Origin of the sequence: Arthrobacter sp. Cr_A7, assembly GCF_029222765.1 — a bacterium.
GTDB lineage: Bacteria > Actinomycetota > Actinomycetes > Actinomycetales > Micrococcaceae > Arthrobacter.
The window spans coordinates 1-21459 of record NZ_JARHXQ010000217.1 but is presented as its reverse complement, the minus strand read 5'-3'; the positions used below and the strand labels follow the sequence as shown (position 1 = coordinate 21459).

The window sequence follows — 21459 nt, the reverse complement described above, 5'->3', positions numbered from 1 at the left end:
AGCCTTGATGGGGAAGTACTTTTCCAGGAAGTCGGTGACCAGCGCGGCCCGCTCGTCCGCGCTCACTTCCGGGAAACTGCCGTCGTTGAGGCAGAAGAAGTCCACGTTCCGCTTGGACAGGAGCTTCGGAAGATAGTTGAGCCCGGTCCGCATGGTGGTGTCCACGTAGCGTACTTTCGCGGCAGTCTGCGTGACCGCGCGTCCGGTGAGCAGCGCGTAGTAGTGGTAGAACGAGTTGGTGACCGAGATGTTGTCCGCGGCACGGAACCGGCTGGCAGCCGTTTTGCGGAACTCCTCCGGAAATTCCTGCTCCATTTTGCGCACCAGGCTCCGGCGCAGCGGTGCAGCGCAGTGCTCCAGGTGGCGGGTGGTGATCCGGCCGAACCGGTTCCACAGCAGCTTGCGGTTCACCCGGGCGGCGTTCTCGAACCCGCTGCGCTCGGCCGCGTTCTCCCCAAGGCCGATCCTGGTCTCCGCCTCAATGAATTTCGTGATCCCGCCCGGCGTGAAGAACAGGTCCGGGCTGACCGGGCGGCCGAAGAACATGTCGTCATTGGAGTACAGGAAGTGCTCCGAGAGGCCCTCGATGTGGTGCAGCTGGCACTCCACCGCCTGCGAGTTGTGGGTGGGCAGCACGGAGGGATCGGCAAAGAACTCCTCGCTGCGGACGATGGTCACCGAAGGATGGTCTGCCAGCCAGGCGGGGGCGGGGGAGTCCGTGGCGATGAAGATGCGGCGGATCCACGGCGCGAACATGTAGACGGACCGCAGCGCGTACTTCAGTTCGTTGATCTGCCGGAAGCGGGCTTCGTGGTCGTCGCCCTCACCCAGCACCACGTCCTTCTGCTGGGCGCGGCGGGCGGCGATGTACTCGGGGGAGCTTCCGTCCACCCAGGAGAAGACCAGGTCGATGTCGAAGCTGATATCGCTTGCATGGTCGGCGAACATGTTCTCGATGGTCGGCCAGGTGTGGCCGTAGCGTTCCACCGTGCCGCGGACGGCGTCCTGCCGCAGCAGGGTCCTGCGGGTCAGGGAGTTTTCGATGGGAAGGATCAGTTCCTCCCCTTCGAAGGACCACAGTTCGATCTGCACACCGGCTGAGGCGCCGAATTCGAAGCCGCCCACGGGCTCCACCCGCGGCCGGTACAGGCGGAAGATCCGCGCCTGCCGGTTGGACGAGAGTTCGCCGTCCGCGACGAGTACCGAGGTTTTTTTCTTCGCGTCCACGGTCATGGAGTAGAAGGGCTCGTCCCGGCACGCCTCCACCAAGGCCGCCCGGAGCTTCTTGCGGTTCTTCCAGTCCAGGGCGATCACAGGGCGGTCATTGTTGCCCCGGACCAGCAGGTAGGCCAGGCCCGCGTTCGCCAACACGTTGCGCAGGAACAACAGGTCCTCCACCATGGCCTGGTAGGGGGTCCTGTTGTCATTGATGACGGCATAGCGGCCCTTGTGCCGGATGACGTCCGGGCGGAGCCTGAAGCGCTGTACAGCAGCTGCTGACGTTACCTCTGAATGAAATTGTTCTTCTACGGACGCCTGGCCGCCGTAGTAAACCTCGTCCTGAACCGGTGCTTCTGTAATGGTTGTCTCCGTGCTGGTCAAAGTAAGCCTTCCTACCTGCATGATAGCCGCGCGTGGGAAACGGCATGTTTCGGCCGGTGCATCCGGCCCGGTGCCGGCAGGGCTTAGGCGCCCAGCGCCTCCCGCCAGCTGCGCAGGAAGGCGCCGCCGGCGTCGTCGTGGATGATCGTTGCCTCGAGTCCCAGATCCGCTGCAGTGAGGACATCATACGGCTTGTCCGGGACGCCGTCCGCAGGGCGGACATCCACATGCTTCACGGCATGGTCGTTGTGGTGCAGCCAGTCTGCCATGGCGTAGTCCGTGCGGGAGTCGCCCACCGTCCGCCAGGCCTCGGGCGTAATGCCCTGCGCCGCGAGGAGCTCCACCGCCCGGCTGGCTCCAAGGTCCTTGCCAAGCCGCACCGATTCAATGTCGGTGGAGATGATGGTGGGGTCCACGCGGTAGTCCACCTCGTCGTCGGAGTCCGGGGCATGGTGGTCCAGCCGGACCACCCCCAGCCCGTGGCGGCCCATCAGCTCCATGGCATCGGCGTCGAAAAGTTTTTGTTCGGCGAGGTAATCAGAACTCGGCACGTCGATGTGCTGCTCCACCGACACCATGGCCCGTTTGGTTTCGTCAAAAAACATGTGTGAGGAGTAATCCTCGGCCACCAGGCGGCGGATGTCGTCCCCGTACGCTGCGGGCACGGCCAGGTCCCGGTCCACATGGATGGGCCCCGGCCCGGCCGAGGTGTAGCTGAACCACACGGCACCCTTTTCGCAGACCGCGTGGATGATGGTGCCGGTGGGGATGCCGGCTTCGATCATGGGCTCCATGACCTGTTCCCGGATGAAGGCATCGGAGCGGCCGGTGTTGAAGATCACCGGAATTCCTGCTGCCGCCAGGGCTACCAGGTCCGCGATGATTTCCGGTTTGACGTCCCGGGTCAGCGGGCTCGCCACCGGCCCGTCAACGTCGAGCAGGAGCGCCAGCGGCGGGCAGGACGGCAGGCGGACGCCGGGCAGGGAAATGGCGGGGGACTCGGATGCTGTCATGCCTCCATTCTGTCAGCAGGGCCGGAAACTCCCGGAGCGGACAGCCGAAAGCCACCCCCGTGTGGCGGATGGTCACCGTTTGGCTACAACCTGCCGCCGGCAGGGCTGGGCACTTTCGCTGGGCCGGCAGGATGCCTAGGGTGGCATGGTGATATTCAAAGCTGTGGGCGAGGGCCGCCCTTACCCCGACCATGGTTACAGCACGCCCAAGGAGTGGGCTTCGCTGCCGCCGCGGCCGGTCCGGCTGGACGAACTGGTGACCACCAAACGCACCCTGGACCTGGAAGCGCTGCTGGCCGAGGACTCCACCTTTTTCGGCGACCTTTTCCCGCACGTGGTGCAGTACCAGGGAACCCTATACCTGGAGGACGGCCTGCACCGCGCAGTCCGGACCGCCCTGCACCAGCGCACCGCGATCCACGCCCGGGTCCTGGTGCTCGATGGCTAGGAAACGGCCCGAGGACCCGAGCGTCCTGCACGGCCACCACGTAGTAAGCGGCCCCGAGCTGCGCGCCACTTTTCAAGAGGCCGCCCAGGACGCGGACGATGCCGCCCGGGTGCGCCGCCGGGTCCTGCACGGCGTGGTCCTGGTGCTCCTCATCGGCCTGATCGCCGCGGGCATCATCGCCGCCCTGGCCATCATCAACGGGAAGCTGGCCATCCCCACCGCCGAATCTGCCCAGGAAACGGTGTCCACCTGCCCTGCGGGAACGTTCGACTACACCCCGCCTGAACAGATCAACCTCAATGTGTACAACTCCACCAGCCGGCCCGGGCTGGCCCGCTCGGTGGCGGACGAGTTCCTGGCCCGGAAATTCGTGGTGGGCGCCGTGTCCAATACCGAGGCCGGCTACCGGGGTGTGGCGGCTGTGATCTCCGGGGCTGCGGGACAGTCTGCGGCCTTCAGCGTCCAGCGGAACCTGCCCGGTTCCGACTACTTCCAGGACGGCAGGACGGACGGCAGCGTGGACGTGATCCTCTCCCAGGACTACGCCGCCCTCGCCCCGCCGGACCTGGTGGACCAGACCCCTGGCAAGCTCAGCTGCCCCCGGGAAAGCCGCCGCGTTGCCGACGACGACAAGCGGCCTGTCAACCCGTCCGCTGCGCCCACCCGCTAAAAATCGCTAGCCGGCCACGGCGGGAAGCGGCGCGAGCCGGACGGGGTGGCCGGCGTCGTCGAACCTGGCTCCGGCACCCAGCTGGATGAACCGCACCGTCCTGGCGACGCGCGCCTCCAGCTCCTCCGGCTCGTCGCTGCCCCTTGCCGCGCTGGAGGACAGCGTCCCAAGGATCAGCTGCGCCTGCTGGCCGATGTCCGCCGCCGGCAGGTAGCCCTGCTCCATGCCGGCGCGCAGGATGCCCTGCAGCAGCACGCTCAGCTCGCCCACGTGGTCCGCGAGTTTGGCAAAGGACGACGGCGACAGCACGGCCCCCATGGCAGGGCCCGGCGGCAGGTGGCGGCGGCTGAGGTCCACCACTTGGGCGCGCACGTACAGGGCCAGCTGTTCCACCGGGTTGTCCAGGCGGTTGAGGGAGTCGCGCAGTTCCGTCAGGAACTTCTCGGTCTCCTCCAGGGCATACGCGATCAGCAGCTCTTCGATGTCCGCGTAGTAGTTGTACACCGCGGTACGGCCCACTCCGGCGTGCCGCGCCACGTCCGTCATGGTCAGGCCGGGCAGGCCGTGGGAGAAGAGGAGTTCGCCGAAGGCCGTCAGGATGCGGCGCTGGGTGTCCGCGCGCTGCTCGGCATTGCTGGCCGCTGAGATCCGGGGCATACAGACACTTTACCGCGATGTGTCAGTAAACGGCTGCTAGACGGAGCAGCCGTCCGGGCCGCAGGCGTCACCCTCGCCGGCGTTGACCAGCACCAGGGGGTTGGCGTCCTGCCAGGCCTGGTTCAGTGCCGCCGTGAACGTCTCCGTTGGCTGTGCGCCGGACAGGCCGAACTTCCGGTCGATGACAAAGAACGGGACGCCGCTGATACCCAGGGACCGGCCCTCCTCGAAATCGAAGCGGACGTCGTCGGCGTACTTGTCCGTAGTGAACAGCTCGTCCACCTCACCGGCATCGATGCCGAGGTCGCGGCCAAGCGACGTCAGGTACTCCCGGCTGCCGATGTCCCTGCCGTGCTCAAAGTGGTCGCTGAGCAGGCGCTCCTTGGCGGCATCCTGCTTGCCGTGTGCGGCCGCAAGGTGGATCAGGCGGTGCGCAGTGAAGCTGTTGGCCACCACCACCGCATCGAATCGGTAGTTCAGGCCCTCGCCCCTGGCCTGCTGTGCAACATGGTCGAACATCTGCGAAACCTGCTGCGGAGCCATGCCCTTGCGGGTGCTCAGGTACTCCAGCTCGGTGCCGTCGTAGTGCTCGGGAAGGGTTGGGTCCAGCTGGTAGCTGCGCCACACCACCTCAACCGCATCCTTGTGCGGGAAGGCGGACAGGGCGGCCTCAAAGCGGCGTTTGCCAATGTAGCACCACGGGCACGCGACGTCTGACCAGATCTCAATCTTCATGCTGGGAACAACCTCGCAGGCCCGGCAGCCATTCCGGCCACCACATGTTAGATACCCCACAGTAGGGCTTGTGGCGCGGTGGTTCGTGGGCAATAGTCAGAGTTAGGTTAAGCAGACGACATACGAAGCGGATATACCGCGGGCCGGAACAGGTCCGCGATTAAATATGCCCGGCCAGCTGGGGAGCCCGGCCTGTCACCACCTGGAGGCCAGGAATGCGGATAGGACTGGTTGCAGGACCATGGATACCTGTGCCCCCGTCAACGTACGGCGGAACTGAAAGGGTGGTGGACACCCTGGCCAGGGGCTTCGCCGCCGCGGGGCATGAGGTTTTACTGGCAGCGCCCTCGGACAGCAGCTGCCCTGTGCCACTGGTGCCCGGCATGCAGCCCTCGGCCGGGGAAGAGATGGGGCTGACCATTTCGGAGTTCAGCCATGTGATCCGGGCGCACGAGGCGCTGCAGGACGTTGACATCATCCACGACCACACGCTTGCCGGACCGCTGTACCTGCACCGGCCGGAGGAAACTCCTTTGGTGACCACCATCCACGGTCCACTGAACTCGAACGCGGTGGACATCTACCAGGCCATCGCGCGGCGGTCCGCCATCATCGCGATTTCCCGTGACCAGGCGTCGCACGCTCCGGGGGTGCCTGTTACCCGGGTCATCCATCACGGCATGGACCTGAAGTCAGTGCCCGTGGGGACCGGCCGGGGCGGCTATCTGTGCTTTGTAGGCCGGGCCTGCCCGGACAAGGGGTTGCTTGAGGCCATCATGATTGCCCGGCAGGCAGGCATGCCGCTGCGCATAGCGGTGAAGATGCGGGAGCCGGAGGAGATTCGCTATTTCCACGACGTCATTGAGCCCCTGTTGGGGCCGAACGAGGACTTCGTGGGGGAAGTGGACAATGCTGCCAAGTACCGGCTGATGGGTGAAGCGCTGGCCTTCCTGAACCCCATCCAGTGGTCCGAGCCGTTCGGGCTCGTCATGATCGAGGCGCTGGCCACGGGAACTCCCGTGGTGGGCACATTGATCGGTTCCGCGCCTGAGATCGTGGAGCATGGCCGCACCGGCTACCTGGGCGATGTCGGGGAACTGGCGGACTTCGTCCAGGCCGCGGAGGCCCTGGACCGGGCGGCGTGCAGGGGAGCGGCAGAGGAGCGGTTCAGCGCCGGGCGCATGGTGTCCGACCACCTGCAGCTCTTCACGGAACTTATTGAAGGGAGTATGCCCACGGGGCTTCCGGATGCGGCGCGCGTGCACCAGAATCTTTAAGGGCCGCACATGTTGCCGGATGGCCGGCAGCATCCCGTCGCTTCAGAAGGGAGCCCTTCCGTGACCGCATGGAATGCCAATACCGAGGCTGGCGCATCCGAGTCAGGGTCCGTGACAGTGGTGGAAGGATCCTCGTTCTGCATCTCGGCCGGGAACGGGGACATCAGTTCCGAAGGCGGCACGAACGGGGCCTTTTTCCAGGACACCCGCATCATTTCCCACTGGGTCCTTCGGATCAACGGCTCCCTGCGTGAGCCGTTGGCGGCCCAGCGGTCGCGGCCCTTCGCGGCCACGTTCGTCGGGCGGGCCAAGTGGCCGGACGGGCGCTTCGACAGCCCGCTGGTGGTCCGCCAGACACGGCACATCGGTCCGGGGCTCCAGGATGACATCACCTTGGAAAATTATGCAGCGGAGCCGGTGGAGTGTGACATCGAACTGCTGGTGGACGCGGACCAGGCGGACCTCTTCGACGTCAAGGGCGGCCGCACCACCGGCCCGGCCGATACCACCCGTGAAGTGGCTGACGGCCGGCTGGTCATCCAGGCCGTCCGGCACGGGCAGCAGCGCGGCACCGCCGTCGGCGCACGCGAAGGGGTGGCCAGCCTGGACGGGCTGCGCTTCCACGTCACCATCCCGGCCCGCGGCAAGTGGACCACAAGCGTCATCGTGGTTCCGCTGGTGAACGGTAAGGCGCCGGCGGACCCCTTCACTGAAGGACGCCTTCCGCACCACCGCGAAGGCGTCCGCCGCCACCTGGACTGGGAAGAAGGCGTTCCCCGGATCAATGTGGCGGACACCGGGCTGCAGGACCTGCTGAACCGGAGCCAGATCGACCTGGGCTCGCTCCGGATTTTCGATGCACACCACCCCGAACGTGCTGCCGTGGCCGCCGGGGCGCCCTGGTTTATGGCGTTGTTTGGCCGCGATTCCCTCCTGGCGTCCTACATGAGCCTGATGGTGGACCCGAACCTCGCGGCCGGCACGCTGCAGACGCTGGCAGGGCTCCAGGGGAAGAAAGTGGATCCGGACTCGGAGGAAGAGCCGGGGCGCATCCCCCACGAGGTACGGCTCGGTGTCACCGCCGGGCTTTCGCTGGGCGGCACGGCCTATTACGGCACCGCCGACGCCACGCCGCTTTTTGTGGCCCTCCTGGGTGAGCTCAGCCGCTGGGGCCTGTCCCGGGATGTGGTCCAGCCGCTGATAGCGCATGCCGACCGGGCCTTGGAATGGATCCAGAAGTACGGCGACCGTGACGGCGACGGCTTCGTGGAATACCTTCGTCCCAACGATCACGGGCTGGTGAACCAGGGCTGGAAGGACTCCTGGGACGGCATTAACTTTGCGGACGGGACCATGGCCGAGGCACCGATTGCGCTGTGCGAGGTGCAGGGCTATGTGTACGCTGCGTACATCGGCAGGTCCTTGCTGGCACGGTGGAGCGGCGACGCGCCCCTGGAGCAGCACTGGGCTGATCGTGCCGCAGAACTGAAGACCGCATTCAACGAGAAGTTCTGGCTGCCGGACAAAGGATATTTTGCCGTCGCCCTGGACAAGGACAAGCGTCCCGTGGACGCCCTGACGTCCAACATCGGCCATTGCCTGTGGACGGGCATCGTGGACGAGGACAAGGCGCCGTCAGTGGTGGAGCACCTCATGTCGCCGCAGATGTTCACCGGCTGGGGGATCCGCACGCTCGCGTCCGACATGGGCGCGTACAACCCCGTGAGCTACCACAACGGTTCGGTCTGGCCCCATGACACGGCGCTCGTGGCCACAGGCCTGATGCGCTACGGATTCGTCGAAGAGGCCAGGCGCGTGGCCCTGGGAATCTTCGACGCGGCCGAGCATTTCGACAACCGGCTGCCCGAGCTCTTCTGCGGCTTTGACCGCGGCGAGTTTCCCGGCCCTGTGCCGTATCCCACGGCCTGCTCGCCGCAGGCGTGGGCGGCGGCGGCCCCGGTGCAGCTGGCGCGGATCCTGCTTCGGTTCGATCCCGTCTTCACCCGCGGGGTGGTCCATCTTGCACCCATCCTGCCGGAGGCCGTCGGCACGTTCAGGGCGGAAAACGTCCTCCTGGATTCGGCCAGGGTGACCATCAACGCCTCCGGAACCGAAGGCAGCATCGAAGGGCTTCCGCCGGGCCTCAAGCTGGTGGCCGAACCACGCCCGCCGTTGGCCTACCCGCCTGAAGGCGTCGTGGCAGGGGGAGTGGCCGGAAGGTGAGCCTGGGCGTCGCTCAGGCGCCGGCGCAGGCAGGTGGTCAGGGTACGGCGCGCTCCAGGACGAAGTCGTGCTCCACGGTGCTGCCCAGGGTGAAGGACTTGGTGCCCACCTTGCGGAATCCGGACTTTTCGTAGAAGCGGATGGCCCGGGCGTTCTGGCTGTTGACGCCCAACCATGCTGCGGCCCCGCCTGCTGCCGCCGCGGCCTGCAGGCTGGCGTGCATGAGCTCGGCGGCGGCGCCGAGGCCGTGGTGCTCCGGATGGACGTAGCATTTGCTGAGTTCCACGGACGGAACAATCGTGAGGGCAGCCGCAACGTCAGGGTCCGCAGCCGGCCGGTTGACCAGCAGGCTGTACCCGTTCAGCCGTTTGCCGGAGTCGAGGACCAGGATGGTGATGTCCGGGTCCGCGAGGTAGCGCTCGAAGTGTTGTTCGCTGAGCGTGCTGGCCAGGTGCGCCGCAATGTCCTCAGGTGACGACGACGGCGGGCAGGCCAGCGGGAAGGTGACGGCCGCCAGCGCGGCCAGCGCCCCGGCGTCGTCCGCTGTTGCTGTGCGGATGGTGTGGTTCACGTATTTCCCGGTGTCAGGCGGTGATGGTGCGGATGGGTGAGCCGGCGAGCCAGGCTGTCACGTCCTCGAATGCGCCGCCGTAAAACTGCCGGTAGCTCTCCTGGGTGACGTATCCAAGGTGCGGTGAGAGCACGGTGTTGGGGGCGGCCAGCAGGGGATGCGAGGCAGGCAGGGGCTCCTGGTCGAAGACGTCCAGGGCTGCACCGCGGATCCAGCCCTGGGTGAGTGCCCGGATCAGTGCGTCCTGGTTGACCAAAGGACCCCTGGCGGTGTTCACCAGGATGCCCTCGGGGCCCAGCAGCCGCAGTTCCTCCTCGCCCACGGTGTTCTCGGAGCGCTCAGAAAGCCGAAGATGGAGCGTGGCGACGTCCGATACCCGGAACAGCTCCTTCTTCGACACCAGCCGCGCCCCGGCGTCGTCGGCAGCTTCGGCCGTCAGGTTCTGGCTCCAGGCCACCACGTCCATGCCGAACGCCTGCCCGTAGCCGGCGATCCGGCGGCCGATTTTGCCCAGTCCCACGATGCCCAGCGTCTTGCCTGCCAGCTCGAATCCCACCGTGGACTGCCAGGTTCCGGCCCGCAGGGAGTTCTCCTCGGCCGGCAGGTGCCGGGCGGCTGCCAGCAGCAGGGCCCAGGTCAGCTCCGGGGCGGCGGCAGGGGAACCGGGAGTTCCGCACACCGTCACGCCGTGCTCCGCCGCAGCGGCCACGTCAATCGAGGCGTTGGCCATCCCCGTGGTCACCAGCAGCTGGAGCCCGGGAAGTTTTTCAAATACTTCCCGGGGAAACGCGGTGCGCTCCCGCATGGCAATGACAATACCGACGCCGGCAAGCGCCGAGACCAAGGCGTCCCGGGACGCGAAGGGCTCCCGGAACGTGGTGACGGTGACGCCCTCCGCTTCCAGCGCCGCCCAGTCCGCAAAGCCGTGGGCTACGTCCTGGTAATCGTCGAGGATGGCGAGGCGGTGCTGCATGGCGGTGTCCTTCGTCCCGGAGTTCCTGGCGTGAAGTTCATCGTAAGCCAGGGGGCCATCCGGGCGCCCCAACAACCGTCCGTCCCGGCGCGTGATAGCAATGGGAGTGATGAAACTGCTTACTCCCTCCGCCGCCGCATGAGCGGCCGGATTTCTGCCCGGATACCCAAGAGCTGGATCCTGCTTGCCTGCATCGGCCTGCTCGCGCTGAACCTGCGGGGACCGTTTGTGGCGGTCGCCCCAGTAGTTGGCCCGATGCAGGCGGAGCTGGCCTTTTCGCCGGTCATGCTTGGCCTGCTGACCAGCATCCCTGTCCTCTGCTTCTCCCTGGCCGCACCGCTGGCTTCACTGGCGGCCCGGAAGGTCGGTGCCGAGTTTGCGGTGACGCTGACCATCCTCGGCGTGTTGGCGGGCGTGCTGGTCCGTTCGGCGGGCGGGCCGGTCCTGGTGGTTGCCGGCACCGTGCTGATTGGCCTGGCCATCACGGTGGGCAACATCGCCGCGCCGCTCATCATCCGCCGTGACTTCGCCCCCCGCCGGCAGGGGACCGCGATGGGAATCTACACCGCCGCGCTGAACATCGGGTCATTCCTGACGTCCGTGGTGACCGCACCGCTGGCGGACTTGGCGGGGTGGAGTTTTTCTCTGGGCTCGGTGGCTGTCCTGGCCGTTGCGGCCATCGTTGTCTGGACCCTGGCCGTTGGTCCGCGGAGCGCATTCCTGGCTTCCGCGGAGGACGGCGGGGACACGACGCTGCCGCCGGTGACCGGTACGGGCTGGACGACGGCCGGCCTGACAGCGGGCTTCGCCGGGCAGGCCTTCTCCTATTACGGGGTGACGGCGTGGCTGCCCAGTTACCTGCACGACGAACTGGGCATGTCCGTCACCGGGGCCGGTGCCGCTTCCTCCATCTTCCAGATCCTGGCTATCGTGGGCGGCCTGGGAGTGCCCTTTGCCGCCAAATTCATGAGTACGACGGCGGTAGCGGTCACCGTGGGAGCGTTGTGGACGGCCGTGCCGGCCGGGCTGCTGCTGGCGCCGCAGCTCTGGTGGCTGTGGTCGATCTGTGGCGGCATCGCCCAGGGCGGCGGCATCACGGTCATCTTCATCGCGATCATCCGCTTGGCCCGTGACCAGGCCTCGGCGGGCCGGATGTCTGCCACCGTGCAGGGCCTGGGCTACTGCTTTGCCGCCGTGGCACCGCCCCTGATGGGCTTCGTGCACGACGCGTCCGGGTCCTGGACACCGGCGCTGCTGCTCGTCCTGGTGTCCGTGCTGACCTTCTTCGTCAGCACCACCCTCGCCGTGCGGCGGGTGCCGAAGGGCCGCTGAGCCCGGTCCCGCCGTCGTACTTCCCTTAACCCCCACCCGCGAGATGGCAACTAACGGTGATGTTTACCCACAACACTGCCGTTAACTGCCATCTCGCGGGGAGGTGGTTCCGTCGCCGGGCCGGCCCTCCGGATTTCGGAGGTGCCTGTTGCGGAGGGCGTGCCGGCCCGGCGGACGGAAGCTGGTTACGCCGCGGCGAGTTCCTCGACGGTTGCCTTTTCGCGGGCCTCCGTCAGGTAGCGCGCGTAGGCGGGGAGGGTGAGGAAGGACGGGAAGTCGCGGGCGAGGGTGACTTCTTCGAAGATGTCGCGGGCGTCTTCGAAGCGGTCGCCGTCGAACCGTTCCAGCCGTGCGAATTCCTGGTCCAGGAGTTCTTCGATCCACTCGTGGGTGATGATCTCGCCGTGGTCCGTGATGGCCCGGGCGTAGATCCACTGCCAGAGCTGGGAGCGGGAGATTTCGGCGGTGGCGGCGTCTTCCATGAGGTTGTGGATGGCGACGGCGCCGTTGCCGCGGAGCCAGGATTCGATGTAGCGGATCCCCACTTCGATGTTGTTCCGGATGCCCTGTTCGGTGATGGTGCCGGTGGTGGCGGCCACGTTGATCAGGGCCCGGTCGTCCGGGGTGACGTCCTCACGGGTGCGGTCCAGCTGGTTGGGCTTCCCGTCCAGGATGCTGTCAAACACCTCGCGGCAGACCGGCACCAGGTCCGGGTGGGCCACCCAGGAGCCGTCGAAGCCATCGTTGGCCTCACGGGTCTTGTCGGCGCGGACCTTTTCGAAGGCGTTGGTGTTCGCTTCGGGGTCCTTGCGGTTGGGGACTGCTGCTGCCATGCCGCCGATGGCCATGGCGCTGCGCTTGTGGCAGGCCCGGACGAGCTGTTCGGTGTAGGCGCGCATAAAGGGCTGGGTCATGGTGACCTGGCCGCGGTCCGGGAGGACGAAGCGGGGGCCGCGGGTGCGGAAGTTCTTGATCAGGGAGAAGATGTAGTCCCACCGGCCGGCGTTCAGGCCGGCGGCGTGGTCGCGCAGTTCGTAGAGGATTTCCTCCATTTCGAAGGCTGCGGTGATGGTTTCGATCAGCACGGTGGCGCGGATGGTGCCCTGCGGGATGCCGAGCATGTCCTGGGCGAGGATGAAGATGTCGTTCCAGAGCCGGGCTTCGAGGTGGTTCTCGATCTTGGGCAGGTAGAAGTACGGGCCCTTGCCTTGGGCGAGGAGGCGGCGGGCGTTGTGGAAGAAGAACAGGCCGAAGTCCACGATGCCGCCGGCGATGGGCTGGCCGTCGATGAGCATGTGCTTTTCGGGCAGGTGCCAGCCGCGGGGGCGGACCACGATGGTGGGCAGTTCGCCGGCGGGGCGGAGCTTGTATTCCTTGCCTTCTTCGGTGGTGAAGTCGATCCGGCGTTCCAGGGCGTCAGTGAGGTTCAGCTGGCCCTTGACCACGTTGCGCCAGGTGGGGGTGGAGGAGTCCTCCATGTCCGCGAGCCAGACCTTGGCGCCGGAGTTCAGGGCGTTGATGGTCATCTTCTTGTCCACCGGGCCGGTGATTTCCACGCGGCGGTCCTCCAGGCCGGGGGCCGGGGGAGCGACCCGCCAGGACGGGTCGTTGCGGATGTGTTCGGTCTCCCGCAGGAAGCGGGGGTCGGCGCCGGCGGCAATGTCAGCACGCCGGGTCCGGCGGGCCTGCAGCAGTTCCTGCCGCCGCTCAGCAGTAGCCCGGTGTAGCTTGGCCACGAACTCCAGGGCGTCCGGAGTGAGAACCTCGTTCTGCCGGCACACGGGTTGAGCGGTCAAGGTGATGCCATTAATCGTGAAGCTATCGGTGAAGCTGTTCATCTCAGTCTCCTTAAAGACGAAAAGGGAAAGTTCGACGGCGGCTGGCGACACGTTGGCGACTAAGGCACAAGGCCGAGGAGCCGGTGTCGCGGCAGCCTGCGTAAAAGGGGCCCTGTGCCCGCCCCCGACCGAGTTCTACGAGGTCATGGGGCGGGCATGGGGAATAGCAGGCAGAGCGATGCCGGTCCGAAGGCCGGACGGGTTTCGACAAGCTCAACCACCGCCGCCGTCGGGAGTTTTAGTGGAACTGACCCTCTTCGGTCGATCCGACCAGGGCGAGGGTGGATGCGTTCGGGTTGAGCGCGGTGGAGATGGTGTCGAAGTAGCCGGTGCCGACTTCGCGCTGGTGCTTGGTCGCGGTGTAGCCGCGGGATTCGGAAGCGAATTCCTTTTCCTGGAGCTCGACGTAGGCGCTCATGCCTTCACGGGCGTAGCCGTGCGCGAGGTCGAACATCGAGTAGTTCAGGGCGTGGAATCCGGCCAGGGTGATGAACTGGAACGTGAAGCCCATGGCGCCAAGTTCGCGCTGGAACTTGGCGATGGTGGCGTCGTCCAGGTGCTTGCGCCAGTTGAACGACGGGGAGCAGTTGTAGGAGAGCATCTGGTCCGGGAACTCGGCCTTGACGGCTTCGGCGAACTTGCGGGCCAGTTCCAGGTCCGGGGTGCCGGTTTCCATCCAGATCAGGTCCGAGTAGGGGGCGTAGGCCTTGGCGCGGGCGATGCAGGGTTCGATGCCGTTGCGGACCTTGTAGAAGCCCTCGGCGGTGCGCTCGCCGGTGATGAATTCCTGGTCACGTTCGTCCACGTCCGAGGTGATCAGGGTTGCTGCTTCGGCGTCGGTGCGTGCGATAACGACGGTGGGGGTGCCGGCGACGTCGGCTGCGAGACGGGCTGCGTTCAGGGTGCGGACGTGCTGCTGGGTGGGGATCAGGACCTTGCCGCCGAGGTGGCCGCACTTCTTTTCAGAGGCAAGCTGGTCCTCCCAGTGAACACCTGAGGCGCCGGCCTGGATCATGGATTTCATGAGTTCGTAGGCGTTCAGCGGGCCGCCGAATCCTGCCTCGGCGTCGGCGACGATCGGGACCAGCCAGTCCTCGACGGTCTGGACACCCTCGGAGAATTCGATCTGGTCCGCCCGGAGCAGGGCGTTGTTGATGCGGCGGACAACCGTGGGAACGGAGTTGGCCGGGTACAGCGACTGGTCCGGGTAGGTGTGGCCCGAGTTGTTCGCGTCAGCGGCAACCTGCCAGCCGGAAAGATAGATGGCCCGAAGACCGGCCTTGACCTGCTGCACGGCCTGGTTGCCGGTCAGCGCGCCCAGGGCGTTGGTGTACTTGCCTTCCTTGTGCTCTTCGGTGAGCTGCTTCCACAGCTTCTCCGAGCCGCGGCGGGCCAGGGTGTGTTCTTCGGAGACGCGGCCGCGGAGGCGGACGACGTCGGAGGCTGAGTAGTCCCGGGTCACACCTTCCCAGCGGGGGTTGGCGGCCCACTCGAGCTCCAGGGCGGCGGCCTGCTGTTCGGGCGTCTGCTGGGTGGGCTCAAATGCTGCAGTCATCGTTGATCTCCTTGATTGAGCTCCGGATGGAGTAGGTGGGAACCGCGTCGTTGAGGTTCCCACCGGCTTTCCGGTGCGGTGTTTCTTTCCGTGGTCACTACTTTTCTGCATTTACAACAGGCTTTCTAGATGAAAACTCTGGAAAGAAATGCACTTCTTCACGTATTCTTCAGAAATGTCGCCTTCAAGCTGGACCAGGGAAGTTTCGCCGCCGCCATCCTCCGGATCTGCCGCGGAACTGGACGTCATCTCGCTGGGCCGCCGCGTGCGCCATCTCCGCAAACAGGCCGGACTGACCCTCGATGACCTGAGCGCCGCCGTCGGGACCGCGCCCAGCCAGCTGAGCCTGATCGAGAACGGCAAACGGGAACCCAAACTTGGCCTGCTGCAGCACCTGGCCGGGGCCCTCAACGTCGGCATCGACCAGCTGCTTGGAGCCGAACCGCCCAGCCGCCGTGCGGCCTTGGAAATCGAGCTTGAGCGCTACCAGCGCGGACCGCTGTACGAGTCCTTGGACCTGCCCAAAATCCGCATCAGTTCGCGACTTCCGCTGGATGTCCTAGAGGCCCAGGTGGGGCTGCTCCATGAGCTCGAACGCAAGATGAACGAGCAGGTGGCAACGCCGGAGGAAGCCCGCCGCGCGAACGGCGAACTGCGCGCCATGATGCGGGAGCGGGGGAACTATTTTCCGGAGTACGAATCCGAGGCGCAGAAGGTCCTCAAGGAGGTGGGGTACACCACCGGGCCGCTGAGCCAGCACGTCATCGCGGACATTGCCGCGCACCTCGGCTTCACCCTGCACCATGTGGGCGACCTGCCGCATTCCACCCGTTCCGTGACGGATTTGAAGAACCGCAGAATTTACCTGACGCAGAGCCAGCGGCAGGACCACGACCCCCGGTCTGTGCTCCTGCAGGCCCTGGGCCACTACGTGCTGGGCCATGAAACACCCCGCAGCTACGGCGATTTCCTGGCCCAGCGGGTGGCCACCAACTATTTCGCCGCCGCACTGCTCCTCCCCGAGCAGGCAACGGTGGAATTTCTGCAAACAGCCAAGGCAGCGAAGGAAATCGCCGTGGAGGACATCCGCGACGCGTTCGCCGTCTCCTACGAGACAGCCGCCCACCGCTTCACGAACCTGGCCACCAAGCACCTGGGCATCACGACGCATTTCCAGAAGACACACCAGAGCGGCATCATCTACAAGGCCTACGAGAACGACGGCGTGAACTTTCCGCAGGACCACACCGGAGCCATCGAGGGCCAGCCGTCGTGCAAGGCCTGGACATCCCGAGCCGTGTTCGACGTGCCGGACAAATTCAGTGCCTACAGCCAGTACACGGACACGCCCTCCGGGACGTACTGGTGCACCGCCCGCACGGAACGCTCCGCCACCGGGGAGTTTTCGCTGAGCATCGGCGTGCCGTACCAGCACGTGAAGTGGTTCCGCGGGCGGGAGACGACAGCCCGTGCCACCTCCAACTGCCCGGATCCCACCTGCTGCAAGCGTCCGCCGGAAGCGCTCACCTCCGAATGGGCCGGGAACGCCTGGCCCTCCGCGCGTGCGCACTCGCACCTCCTGGCCGCCATGCCGCCGGGCGCCTTCCCCGGCGTGGACGAGACAGAGGTCTACAGCTTCCTGCAGGCCCACTCGGGAAACTGAGGGACGCTCTCTCACGTTTTGCGGCTTTTCCCGCAACGCTCTCTCAATCTGTGAAGGAGGGTTTCAGCTCATCCCGCGACAGGTGAGAGAGGGTTCCCGATATCGCTGCAGGATGTGAGAGAGCGTGCCGGGTCAGCCGTGCAGCGCCCGGTAGGCGTTCGCGGCCGCCGGATGCAGCGGGACACCGGCAGTGTTGATCAGGGTTTCCGGGCTGAGGAACTGCACGCCAAGGCTCGATTGCGGGATCAGCTCGCCGGCATGGTGCACCAGCAGCTGTACGGTCTGTTCCACGGTGGCGGCGTCCAGGTCCGCGCGGCACAGCAGCAGGTTCGCGGCGCCCACCGTCCACACCGCCGGCACACCGGGATAACTGCCCTCTGGAATGAGCACGCGGTCGTATTGCGCCCCATGCCGCTTGCGCAGCTCAGGCAGCAGCGCCGAAAGGTCCAGCAGTGCCAGAGGAACCTCCTGCTGCGCGGCGGCAACCGCGGCCGTGGGCACGCCGCCGGACCAGAACAGGGCATCCACCGTGCCCGCCTTCAGGGCGGCCAGGCCGTCGTTCAGTCCAAGGCTTACGACGGCGACCGTCCCGTCCGCATCGGTGCCACCGACCGTCCGGGTATCCAGGCCTGCTGCCGCAAGGATCCGCGGTGTGGTGAGGGACGTGCCGGATCCAGGCTGGCCGATGGCCACCCTGCGGCCGGCCAGCTGGCCGAGCCCGGTGATTCCGCTGTCCCTGCGCACCACGCAGTGCACATAGTTTTCATAGACCTTCCCGAGCGCTGCCACCTGCACCGGTGCCGCGCCGGGCTCCGGCGACTGTTCGCCCGCCGCATCGGCCAGCGCGACGGCGAAGGTGGCCCTTCCCTCGCGCAGTTCCGCCAGGTTGTCCAGGCTTCCGCCCGTGGACACCGCCGTGGCCCGGCCCGCCACCCCGTGCCGCTCCAGCGCCGCGGCCAGCAGCGTGGAGAACTCCAGGTAAAAACCGCCAGGTTCGCCGCCCGCCACCGTCAGCAAGTCGGGCCGCTTGCTGGTGCAACCAGACAGGGCGAACGGCAGGAACACGGCCAGGCCTGCGGAAAAACCGGCTTTCAGCAGTGTCCGCCTCGAAAGCGGACCGGCAAGCCCTTCAACCACGCACCTCACCTCCTCCGGATTCCGGATGGTGGCCAGTCGGGGGAGCAGAGAATTCCAGCCTGGCGGACAGGCCCTGCGGTGTTGCCGGAGCAAGCACCAGCCGGCCGCCGTTCGCCGCCGCCAGCTCGCCCACGATGGTGACGCCCAGCCCGGTCCCGCGGACCGAGGAATGCCGGGGTGAGCGCCAAAACCGCGTGGCAGCGGCGGCGCGCTCCTGCTCGGAAAGCCCGGGGCCGTCGTCGGATATTTCCACTGATGCCGTGCCCGCGCGAACCCGCACCCCAGCTGTCACCGTGGCACCGGGGGCGTACTTGACCGCGTTGGTGAGGAGCTCGCCGGCCATCTGGGCAAGCTCCGCCGGATGGCAGGCAACCAGTGCCGGCGGGGAGGGAGGCGGCAGCAGGACAAGGCGGCACCCTGCACGCTCCGCCGCCGGAGCTGCCCGCTCAACCTCACCCTGCAGAACGGGATACGGATCCACCGGTTCGGCCGGCGGCCGGGCGCCCGGACTGCTGAACGAACGGGCGGAGTCCTCGGACGCCCGGTGCTCGGCAGCGGCAAGTTTCAGGACTCCGTCCAGGATCTCCTCCACCCGCTCCAGCTCCGCCACCGCGCTGGCGGCGGCGTCGTGCTCCCGGGCATTTTTCAGCTCAAGCTGGAGTACGTCCAGCCGCAGCCTGAGGGCACCGATGGGATTCCGCAGCTGGTGCGAGGTATCCGCGATCAGCTGGCGCTGCGACTCGATGCTGGCGCTCACGGTGCGGGCCATCGCGGTGAAGGACCGGCTCAACTCGCGGAGTTCCGGCGGCCCGTCCTCCGGCAGGCGCCCCGCCCGTCCCGTCTTCGCCAGCTCGGTGACCGCCGAATTCAGGCGAAGGACAGGACGGAGCACCCACCCGGTCACCCGGGCCGCGGCCAGCAGGAGTACCGCGGCAAGGGCGACGGCGGCAACCGCCACCCCGAGCCAACGCCCGCGGAGCTTGTTGCGGGCAGTGTCGAGGTCCACGTCCAGGACGACGCCGCCCAGGACCTGGCTGGCGCTGCCAAAGGAACGGAAAATGAGTTCCGAGCCGGACCCGAAAGGCTCCAACGGGGCCAGGTCCGTGTCACTGACGTTGAGCCCGGCGAGGGACAGGGCCTCCTGCACGTCGGTCCGCTCCTCACTCAGGCCCCCGGAGCGCAGGATGCCCTGCTGCAGCCGCACCACAATGCCTTCACCGTAGAGGCTGGAATAGGTGTCCATTTCCCGCTGCAGCCGCACGGTGTCACCGTCGTTCGCAGCGTCGAAGGCTACCTGGGCCAGCCGGTTCAGGGACGCTGCCCGGTTGATCTGGACTTCCTGCGTCAGTTCGCGGGCGGCAGAGCCCAGGATGGTGCCGGAGACCAGGAAGACCACCAGCAGGCAGAGCACACTGAGGACCCCGAGGACGCGCAGCCTCACGCGGTATCCGCTTCCACCCGGTAGCCCACGCCGCGGACGTTAATGATGAACCCGGGCTTCTGCAGCTTGGCCCGGAGCCCGGTGAGATGGACGTCCAGCGAGCGGGAGGAGGCGAGGAAGGCGTCACCCCACAGCGCGTCAAGGATCTGCTCCCGCGTCACCACCGAGCCGGCGTTCCGGGCGAGCAGGGCCAGCAGCTCGAATTCGGTGGCGGTCAGCGGAAGCACTTCGGCGCCCTTTGCCGCCGTCCGCCGGTCCAGGTCGATCTCGAGGTCGTCCAGGACAATGGTGCCCGGCGTCGCTGCGCTGCCGCGCCCCACCCGCCTGGTGACCGCTTCGATCCTGGCCAGCAGTTCCACCAGCTTGACCGGTTTGACCAGGTAGTCATCCGCTCCGGAACGGAGGCCAAGCACCACGCTGCGTTCGTCGTCGCGCGCGGTGAGGATGAGGATGGGGCAGTCCGTAACCTGGCGGAGTTTCCGCAGCACCTCCAGCCCGTCCATGTCCGGAAGCCCCAGGTCAAGGAGGATCACCTGGAAACGGCGGTGCGCCAGCAGGGCATCGGCGCCACGGGAAACCCTGGTTGCCTTCAGTCCCGCTGTCCCGACACCGGCCGCCAAGGCACCGGCCATGGCGTCGTCGTCCTCGACGATGAGCACTTCCATTGCCATGTTCCTGTCCTTCGCTGCGGGGCTGCGCCATCCCCCGTTTGTGGAGACTACCGCCTGGCGGACGTTTTTGCCCGGCCGGGCGGAGGCCGGGCGGGACGGGCACGGGGTTTCGGACCAAAACCTAAGGAAGTGTTAGGAAAGCCGCTTCCACGTTGGTTGTGCCCTGGATCACCCATATTTTGGTGGGGGTCCTCCGCGCTTTCGGGAGACTGTTCACGCCAAGGAAGGTTCATCGATGAGCACCCAACAAGCAGCGCCTCTTAGCGAGGCAGCCCCGACGGAGGCAGCACAGACCCGCAGGGCCGTGGGAAATATCCTCAAAGGTTCCGCCGGCAACCTCGTAGAGTGGTACGACCTCTACGTCTACACCGTCTTCGCGGCCTACTTCCAGGCCCACTTCTTCAGCTCCACTGACGACCTGCAGGCTGGACTCGAGGCAATGGCCGTCTTCTCGACGTCGTTCCTCATGCGCCCCATCGGTGCCTGGTTCTTCGGCAGGTACGCGGACCGCAACGGCCGCAAAGCCGCCCTGACCCTCAGCGTGACGCTGATGTCCGCCGGCTCCTTTGCCATCGCGGTGCTGCCCACCCAGGACGTCATCGGCATCTGGGCCATGGTCCTGCTGGTGCTGGTCCGCCTGCTGCAGGGCTTCTCCGTGGGCGGCGAGTATGGCACCAGCGCCACCTACATGTCCGAAGCGGCAACGTCCAGGAGGCGCGGTTTCTTCTCCAGTTTCCAGTACGTGACCCTGGTGGGCGGGCAGATGCTGGCCCTGCTGGTCCTGGTGATCCTGCAGAACAGCATCGGCAACGATGCCCTCACCGAGTGGGGCTGGCGTATTCCGTTCGCGCTGGGCGGCGTCGCGGCCCTGGTGGTGCTCTGGCTGCGCCGCTCCATGGAGGAGACCGTCTCCGCGGACCAGATCCGCGCCGCACACGTCCAGGTTGCGGGTGAGGCGCAACCCGGAACCCTCAAGCTGCTCTTCACCAGCCACTGGCGTCCGCTGCTGATCTGCATCGGCGTCACCCTGGGCGGAACCGTTGCCTTCTACACCTACACCAACTTCATCCTGAAGTTCATGAACGATACGTCCGGCATCGCCAAGACCGATACCTCCGTCATCAACTTCTGGGCATTGTTCATCTTCATGCTGCTGCAGCCCGTCTACGGCATCATCTCGGACAAGGTGGGCCGCAAGCCGTTGCTCCTCTGGTTCGGTATCACCGGCGTGCTGTTCACCTGGCCGCTGCTCTCCACGCTGTCCGGCACCAAGGATCCGTTTACGGCGTTCCTGCTCATGATGGGCGGCCTGCTGGTGGTGGGCGGCTACACCTCCATCAACGCGCTGGTGAAGGCCGAGCTCTTCCCCGCGTCCATCCGGGCACTCGGGGTCGGGCTGGGTTATGCGATCGCCAACTCGCTGTTCGGCGGCACGGTTCCGCTGATCGGCGCGGCGCTGCAGAAGGCCGGCCAGGTGGAGCTGTTCTTCACCTACGTCACCGTGGCCATCGCCGTTTCGCTGGTGGTCTACATCTTCGCGCTCAAGAACAAGAAGGCCACGCACCTGGACAAGGAACAGGGCGATGCCTGGGCTGCGGCCAAGACGGACGACGCCGACACGGTGGTGGGTGCGAAGCGCTGACTTAGTCCGGC

The 21459-nt window shown here is 66.5% G+C and carries 18 protein-coding genes; 7 read left to right on the top strand and 11 right to left on the bottom strand.

Annotation, left to right across the window (positions count from 1 at the left end; translation table 11 throughout):
- The coding region (locus P2Q66_RS12900; RefSeq protein ID WP_275728602.1) for a stealth family protein at nucleotides 1-1623 on the bottom strand (1623 nt) is incomplete at its 3' end.
- Between the two features lie 62 nt (nucleotides 1624-1685).
- Entirely contained in the window at nucleotides 1686-2615 is a 930-nt protein-coding gene (locus tag P2Q66_RS12895; RefSeq protein WP_115526162.1) for a hypothetical protein, read from the bottom strand.
- Between the two features lie 148 nt (nucleotides 2616-2763).
- On the opposite strand from P2Q66_RS12895, the gene P2Q66_RS12890 reads away from it, so the two are divergent.
- Both P2Q66_RS12890 and P2Q66_RS12885 read left to right on the top strand, forming a co-directional pair.
- Nucleotides 2764-3063, top strand: coding sequence for a type II toxin-antitoxin system VapB family antitoxin (locus P2Q66_RS12890; protein WP_009358464.1), 300 nt, complete (start codon nucleotides 2764-2766; stop codon nucleotides 3061-3063).
- The gene (locus P2Q66_RS12885; protein ID WP_275728600.1) at nucleotides 3056-3733 is read left to right on the top strand and encodes a LytR C-terminal domain-containing protein; all 678 of its coding nucleotides are present in this window, start codon (nucleotides 3056-3058) and stop codon (nucleotides 3731-3733) included. The genes P2Q66_RS12890 and P2Q66_RS12885 overlap by 8 nt, the downstream gene beginning before the upstream one ends.
- Before the next feature lie 6 nt (nucleotides 3734-3739).
- On the opposite strand, the gene P2Q66_RS12880 is transcribed toward P2Q66_RS12885, so the two are convergent.
- Nucleotides 3740-4390 (bottom strand): TetR/AcrR family transcriptional regulator, encoded by a 651-nt coding sequence (locus P2Q66_RS12880; protein WP_275728599.1) that lies wholly within the window; start codon nucleotides 4388-4390, stop codon nucleotides 3740-3742.
- A 36-nt stretch (nucleotides 4391-4426) separates the two neighbouring features.
- Nucleotides 4427-5125: a DsbA family oxidoreductase gene (locus P2Q66_RS12875; RefSeq protein ID WP_275728598.1), complete on the bottom strand. Its 699-nt coding sequence runs from the start codon at nucleotides 5123-5125 to the stop codon at nucleotides 4427-4429.
- Between the two features lie 215 nt (nucleotides 5126-5340).
- Between P2Q66_RS12875 and P2Q66_RS12870 the strand changes: the two genes are divergently transcribed.
- Both P2Q66_RS12870 and P2Q66_RS12865 read left to right on the top strand, forming a co-directional pair.
- Nucleotides 5341-6402, top strand: a complete 1062-nt coding sequence (locus P2Q66_RS12870) for a glycosyltransferase family 4 protein (RefSeq protein ID WP_275728596.1) — start codon at nucleotides 5341-5343, stop codon at nucleotides 6400-6402.
- 60 nt (nucleotides 6403-6462) lie between these two features.
- Nucleotides 6463-8625 carry a glycogen debranching N-terminal domain-containing protein gene (locus P2Q66_RS12865; protein WP_275728594.1) on the top strand — a complete coding sequence of 721 codons (2163 nt, stop codon included), beginning with the start codon at nucleotides 6463-6465 and terminating at the stop codon, nucleotides 8623-8625.
- A gap of 37 nt (nucleotides 8626-8662) precedes the next feature.
- Here P2Q66_RS12865 and P2Q66_RS12860 read toward each other — a convergent pair whose 3' ends face one another.
- Together P2Q66_RS12860 and P2Q66_RS12855 are read right to left on the bottom strand one after the other, a co-directional pair.
- Nucleotides 8663-9196, bottom strand: coding sequence for a GNAT family N-acetyltransferase (locus P2Q66_RS12860; RefSeq protein ID WP_115526167.1), 534 nt, complete (start codon nucleotides 9194-9196; stop codon nucleotides 8663-8665).
- 13 nt (nucleotides 9197-9209) lie between these two features.
- Nucleotides 9210-10169, bottom strand: coding sequence for a D-2-hydroxyacid dehydrogenase family protein (locus tag P2Q66_RS12855; protein ID WP_275728591.1), 960 nt, complete (start codon nucleotides 10167-10169; stop codon nucleotides 9210-9212).
- 138 nt (nucleotides 10170-10307) lie between these two features.
- Here P2Q66_RS12855 and P2Q66_RS12850 point away from each other — a divergent pair, with 138 nt between their 5' ends.
- Nucleotides 10308-11501, top strand: coding sequence for an MFS transporter (locus P2Q66_RS12850; protein WP_275728589.1), 1194 nt, complete (start codon nucleotides 10308-10310; stop codon nucleotides 11499-11501).
- Nucleotides 11502-11686: 185 nt separating this feature from the next.
- Here the strand turns inward: P2Q66_RS12850 and aceB are convergent, their stop codons facing one another.
- Both aceB and aceA read right to left on the bottom strand, forming a co-directional pair.
- Entirely contained in the window at nucleotides 11687-13339 is a 1653-nt protein-coding gene (gene aceB / locus P2Q66_RS12845; protein WP_275728587.1) for a malate synthase A, read from the bottom strand.
- Between the two features lie 238 nt (nucleotides 13340-13577).
- Nucleotides 13578-14894 carry an isocitrate lyase gene (gene aceA, locus P2Q66_RS12840; protein ID WP_115526170.1) on the bottom strand — a complete coding sequence of 439 codons (1317 nt, stop codon included), beginning with the start codon at nucleotides 14892-14894 and terminating at the stop codon, nucleotides 13578-13580.
- 148 nt (nucleotides 14895-15042) lie between these two features.
- On the opposite strand from aceA, the gene P2Q66_RS12835 reads away from it, so the two are divergent.
- Nucleotides 15043-16557 carry an XRE family transcriptional regulator gene (locus P2Q66_RS12835; protein ID WP_275728583.1) on the top strand — a complete coding sequence of 505 codons (1515 nt, stop codon included), beginning with the start codon at nucleotides 15043-15045 and terminating at the stop codon, nucleotides 16555-16557.
- A gap of 132 nt (nucleotides 16558-16689) precedes the next feature.
- On the opposite strand, the gene P2Q66_RS12830 is transcribed toward P2Q66_RS12835, so the two are convergent.
- From P2Q66_RS12830 to P2Q66_RS12820, 3 genes are read right to left on the bottom strand one after another with little or no spacing between them, the layout of a single operon-like run.
- Nucleotides 16690-17694, bottom strand: a complete 1005-nt coding sequence (locus P2Q66_RS12830) for a TAXI family TRAP transporter solute-binding subunit (RefSeq protein WP_275728581.1) — start codon at nucleotides 17692-17694, stop codon at nucleotides 16690-16692.
- Nucleotides 17687-19135, bottom strand: a complete 1449-nt coding sequence (locus P2Q66_RS12825; RefSeq protein ID WP_275728579.1) for a HAMP domain-containing sensor histidine kinase — start codon at nucleotides 19133-19135, stop codon at nucleotides 17687-17689. The genes P2Q66_RS12830 and P2Q66_RS12825 overlap by 8 nt, the downstream gene beginning before the upstream one ends.
- On the bottom strand, nucleotides 19132-19800 hold the full coding sequence (locus tag P2Q66_RS12820; RefSeq protein WP_275728605.1) for a response regulator transcription factor: 669 nt from the start codon (nucleotides 19798-19800) through the stop codon (nucleotides 19132-19134). Before P2Q66_RS12820 ends, P2Q66_RS12825 begins: the two co-directional genes overlap by 4 nt.
- A gap of 241 nt (nucleotides 19801-20041) precedes the next feature.
- Between P2Q66_RS12820 and P2Q66_RS12815 the strand changes: the two genes are divergently transcribed.
- A complete protein-coding gene (locus tag P2Q66_RS12815) occupies nucleotides 20042-21448 on the top strand; it encodes an MFS transporter (RefSeq protein ID WP_275728577.1) in 1407 nt (468 codons plus the stop codon).
- The last annotated feature ends 11 nt before the right edge of the window (nucleotides 21449-21459 follow it).

What these genes read in the sequence shown, in the direction of transcription:
- P2Q66_RS12895 (WP_115526162.1), bottom strand. Translation starts at nt 2,615, where the DNA reads ATGACAGCATCCGAGTCCCCCGCCATTTCCCTGCCCGGCGTCCGCCTG.
- P2Q66_RS12885 (WP_275728600.1), top strand. Translation starts at nt 3,056, where the DNA reads ATGGCTAGGAAACGGCCCGAGGACCCGAGCGTCCTGCACGGCCACCAC.
- P2Q66_RS12880 (WP_275728599.1), bottom strand. Translation starts at nt 4,390, where the DNA reads ATGCCCCGGATCTCAGCGGCCAGCAATGCCGAGCAGCGCGCGGACACC.
- P2Q66_RS12875 (WP_275728598.1), bottom strand. Translation starts at nt 5,125, where the DNA reads ATGAAGATTGAGATCTGGTCAGACGTCGCGTGCCCGTGGTGCTACATT.
- P2Q66_RS12870 (WP_275728596.1), top strand. Translation starts at nt 5,341, where the DNA reads ATGCGGATAGGACTGGTTGCAGGACCATGGATACCTGTGCCCCCGTCA.
- P2Q66_RS12855 (WP_275728591.1), bottom strand. Translation starts at nt 10,169, where the DNA reads ATGCAGCACCGCCTCGCCATCCTCGACGATTACCAGGACGTAGCCCAC.
- P2Q66_RS12850 (WP_275728589.1), top strand. Translation starts at nt 10,308, where the DNA reads ATGAGCGGCCGGATTTCTGCCCGGATACCCAAGAGCTGGATCCTGCTT.
- aceB (WP_275728587.1), bottom strand. Translation starts at nt 13,339, where the DNA reads ATGAACAGCTTCACCGATAGCTTCACGATTAATGGCATCACCTTGACC.
- aceA (WP_115526170.1), bottom strand. Translation starts at nt 14,894, where the DNA reads ATGACTGCAGCATTTGAGCCCACCCAGCAGACGCCCGAACAGCAGGCC.
- P2Q66_RS12835 (WP_275728583.1), top strand. Translation starts at nt 15,043, where the DNA reads ATGCACTTCTTCACGTATTCTTCAGAAATGTCGCCTTCAAGCTGGACC.
- P2Q66_RS12820 (WP_275728605.1), bottom strand. Translation starts at nt 19,800, where the DNA reads ATGGAAGTGCTCATCGTCGAGGACGACGACGCCATGGCCGGTGCCTTG.
- P2Q66_RS12815 (WP_275728577.1), top strand. Translation starts at nt 20,042, where the DNA reads ATGAGCACCCAACAAGCAGCGCCTCTTAGCGAGGCAGCCCCGACGGAG.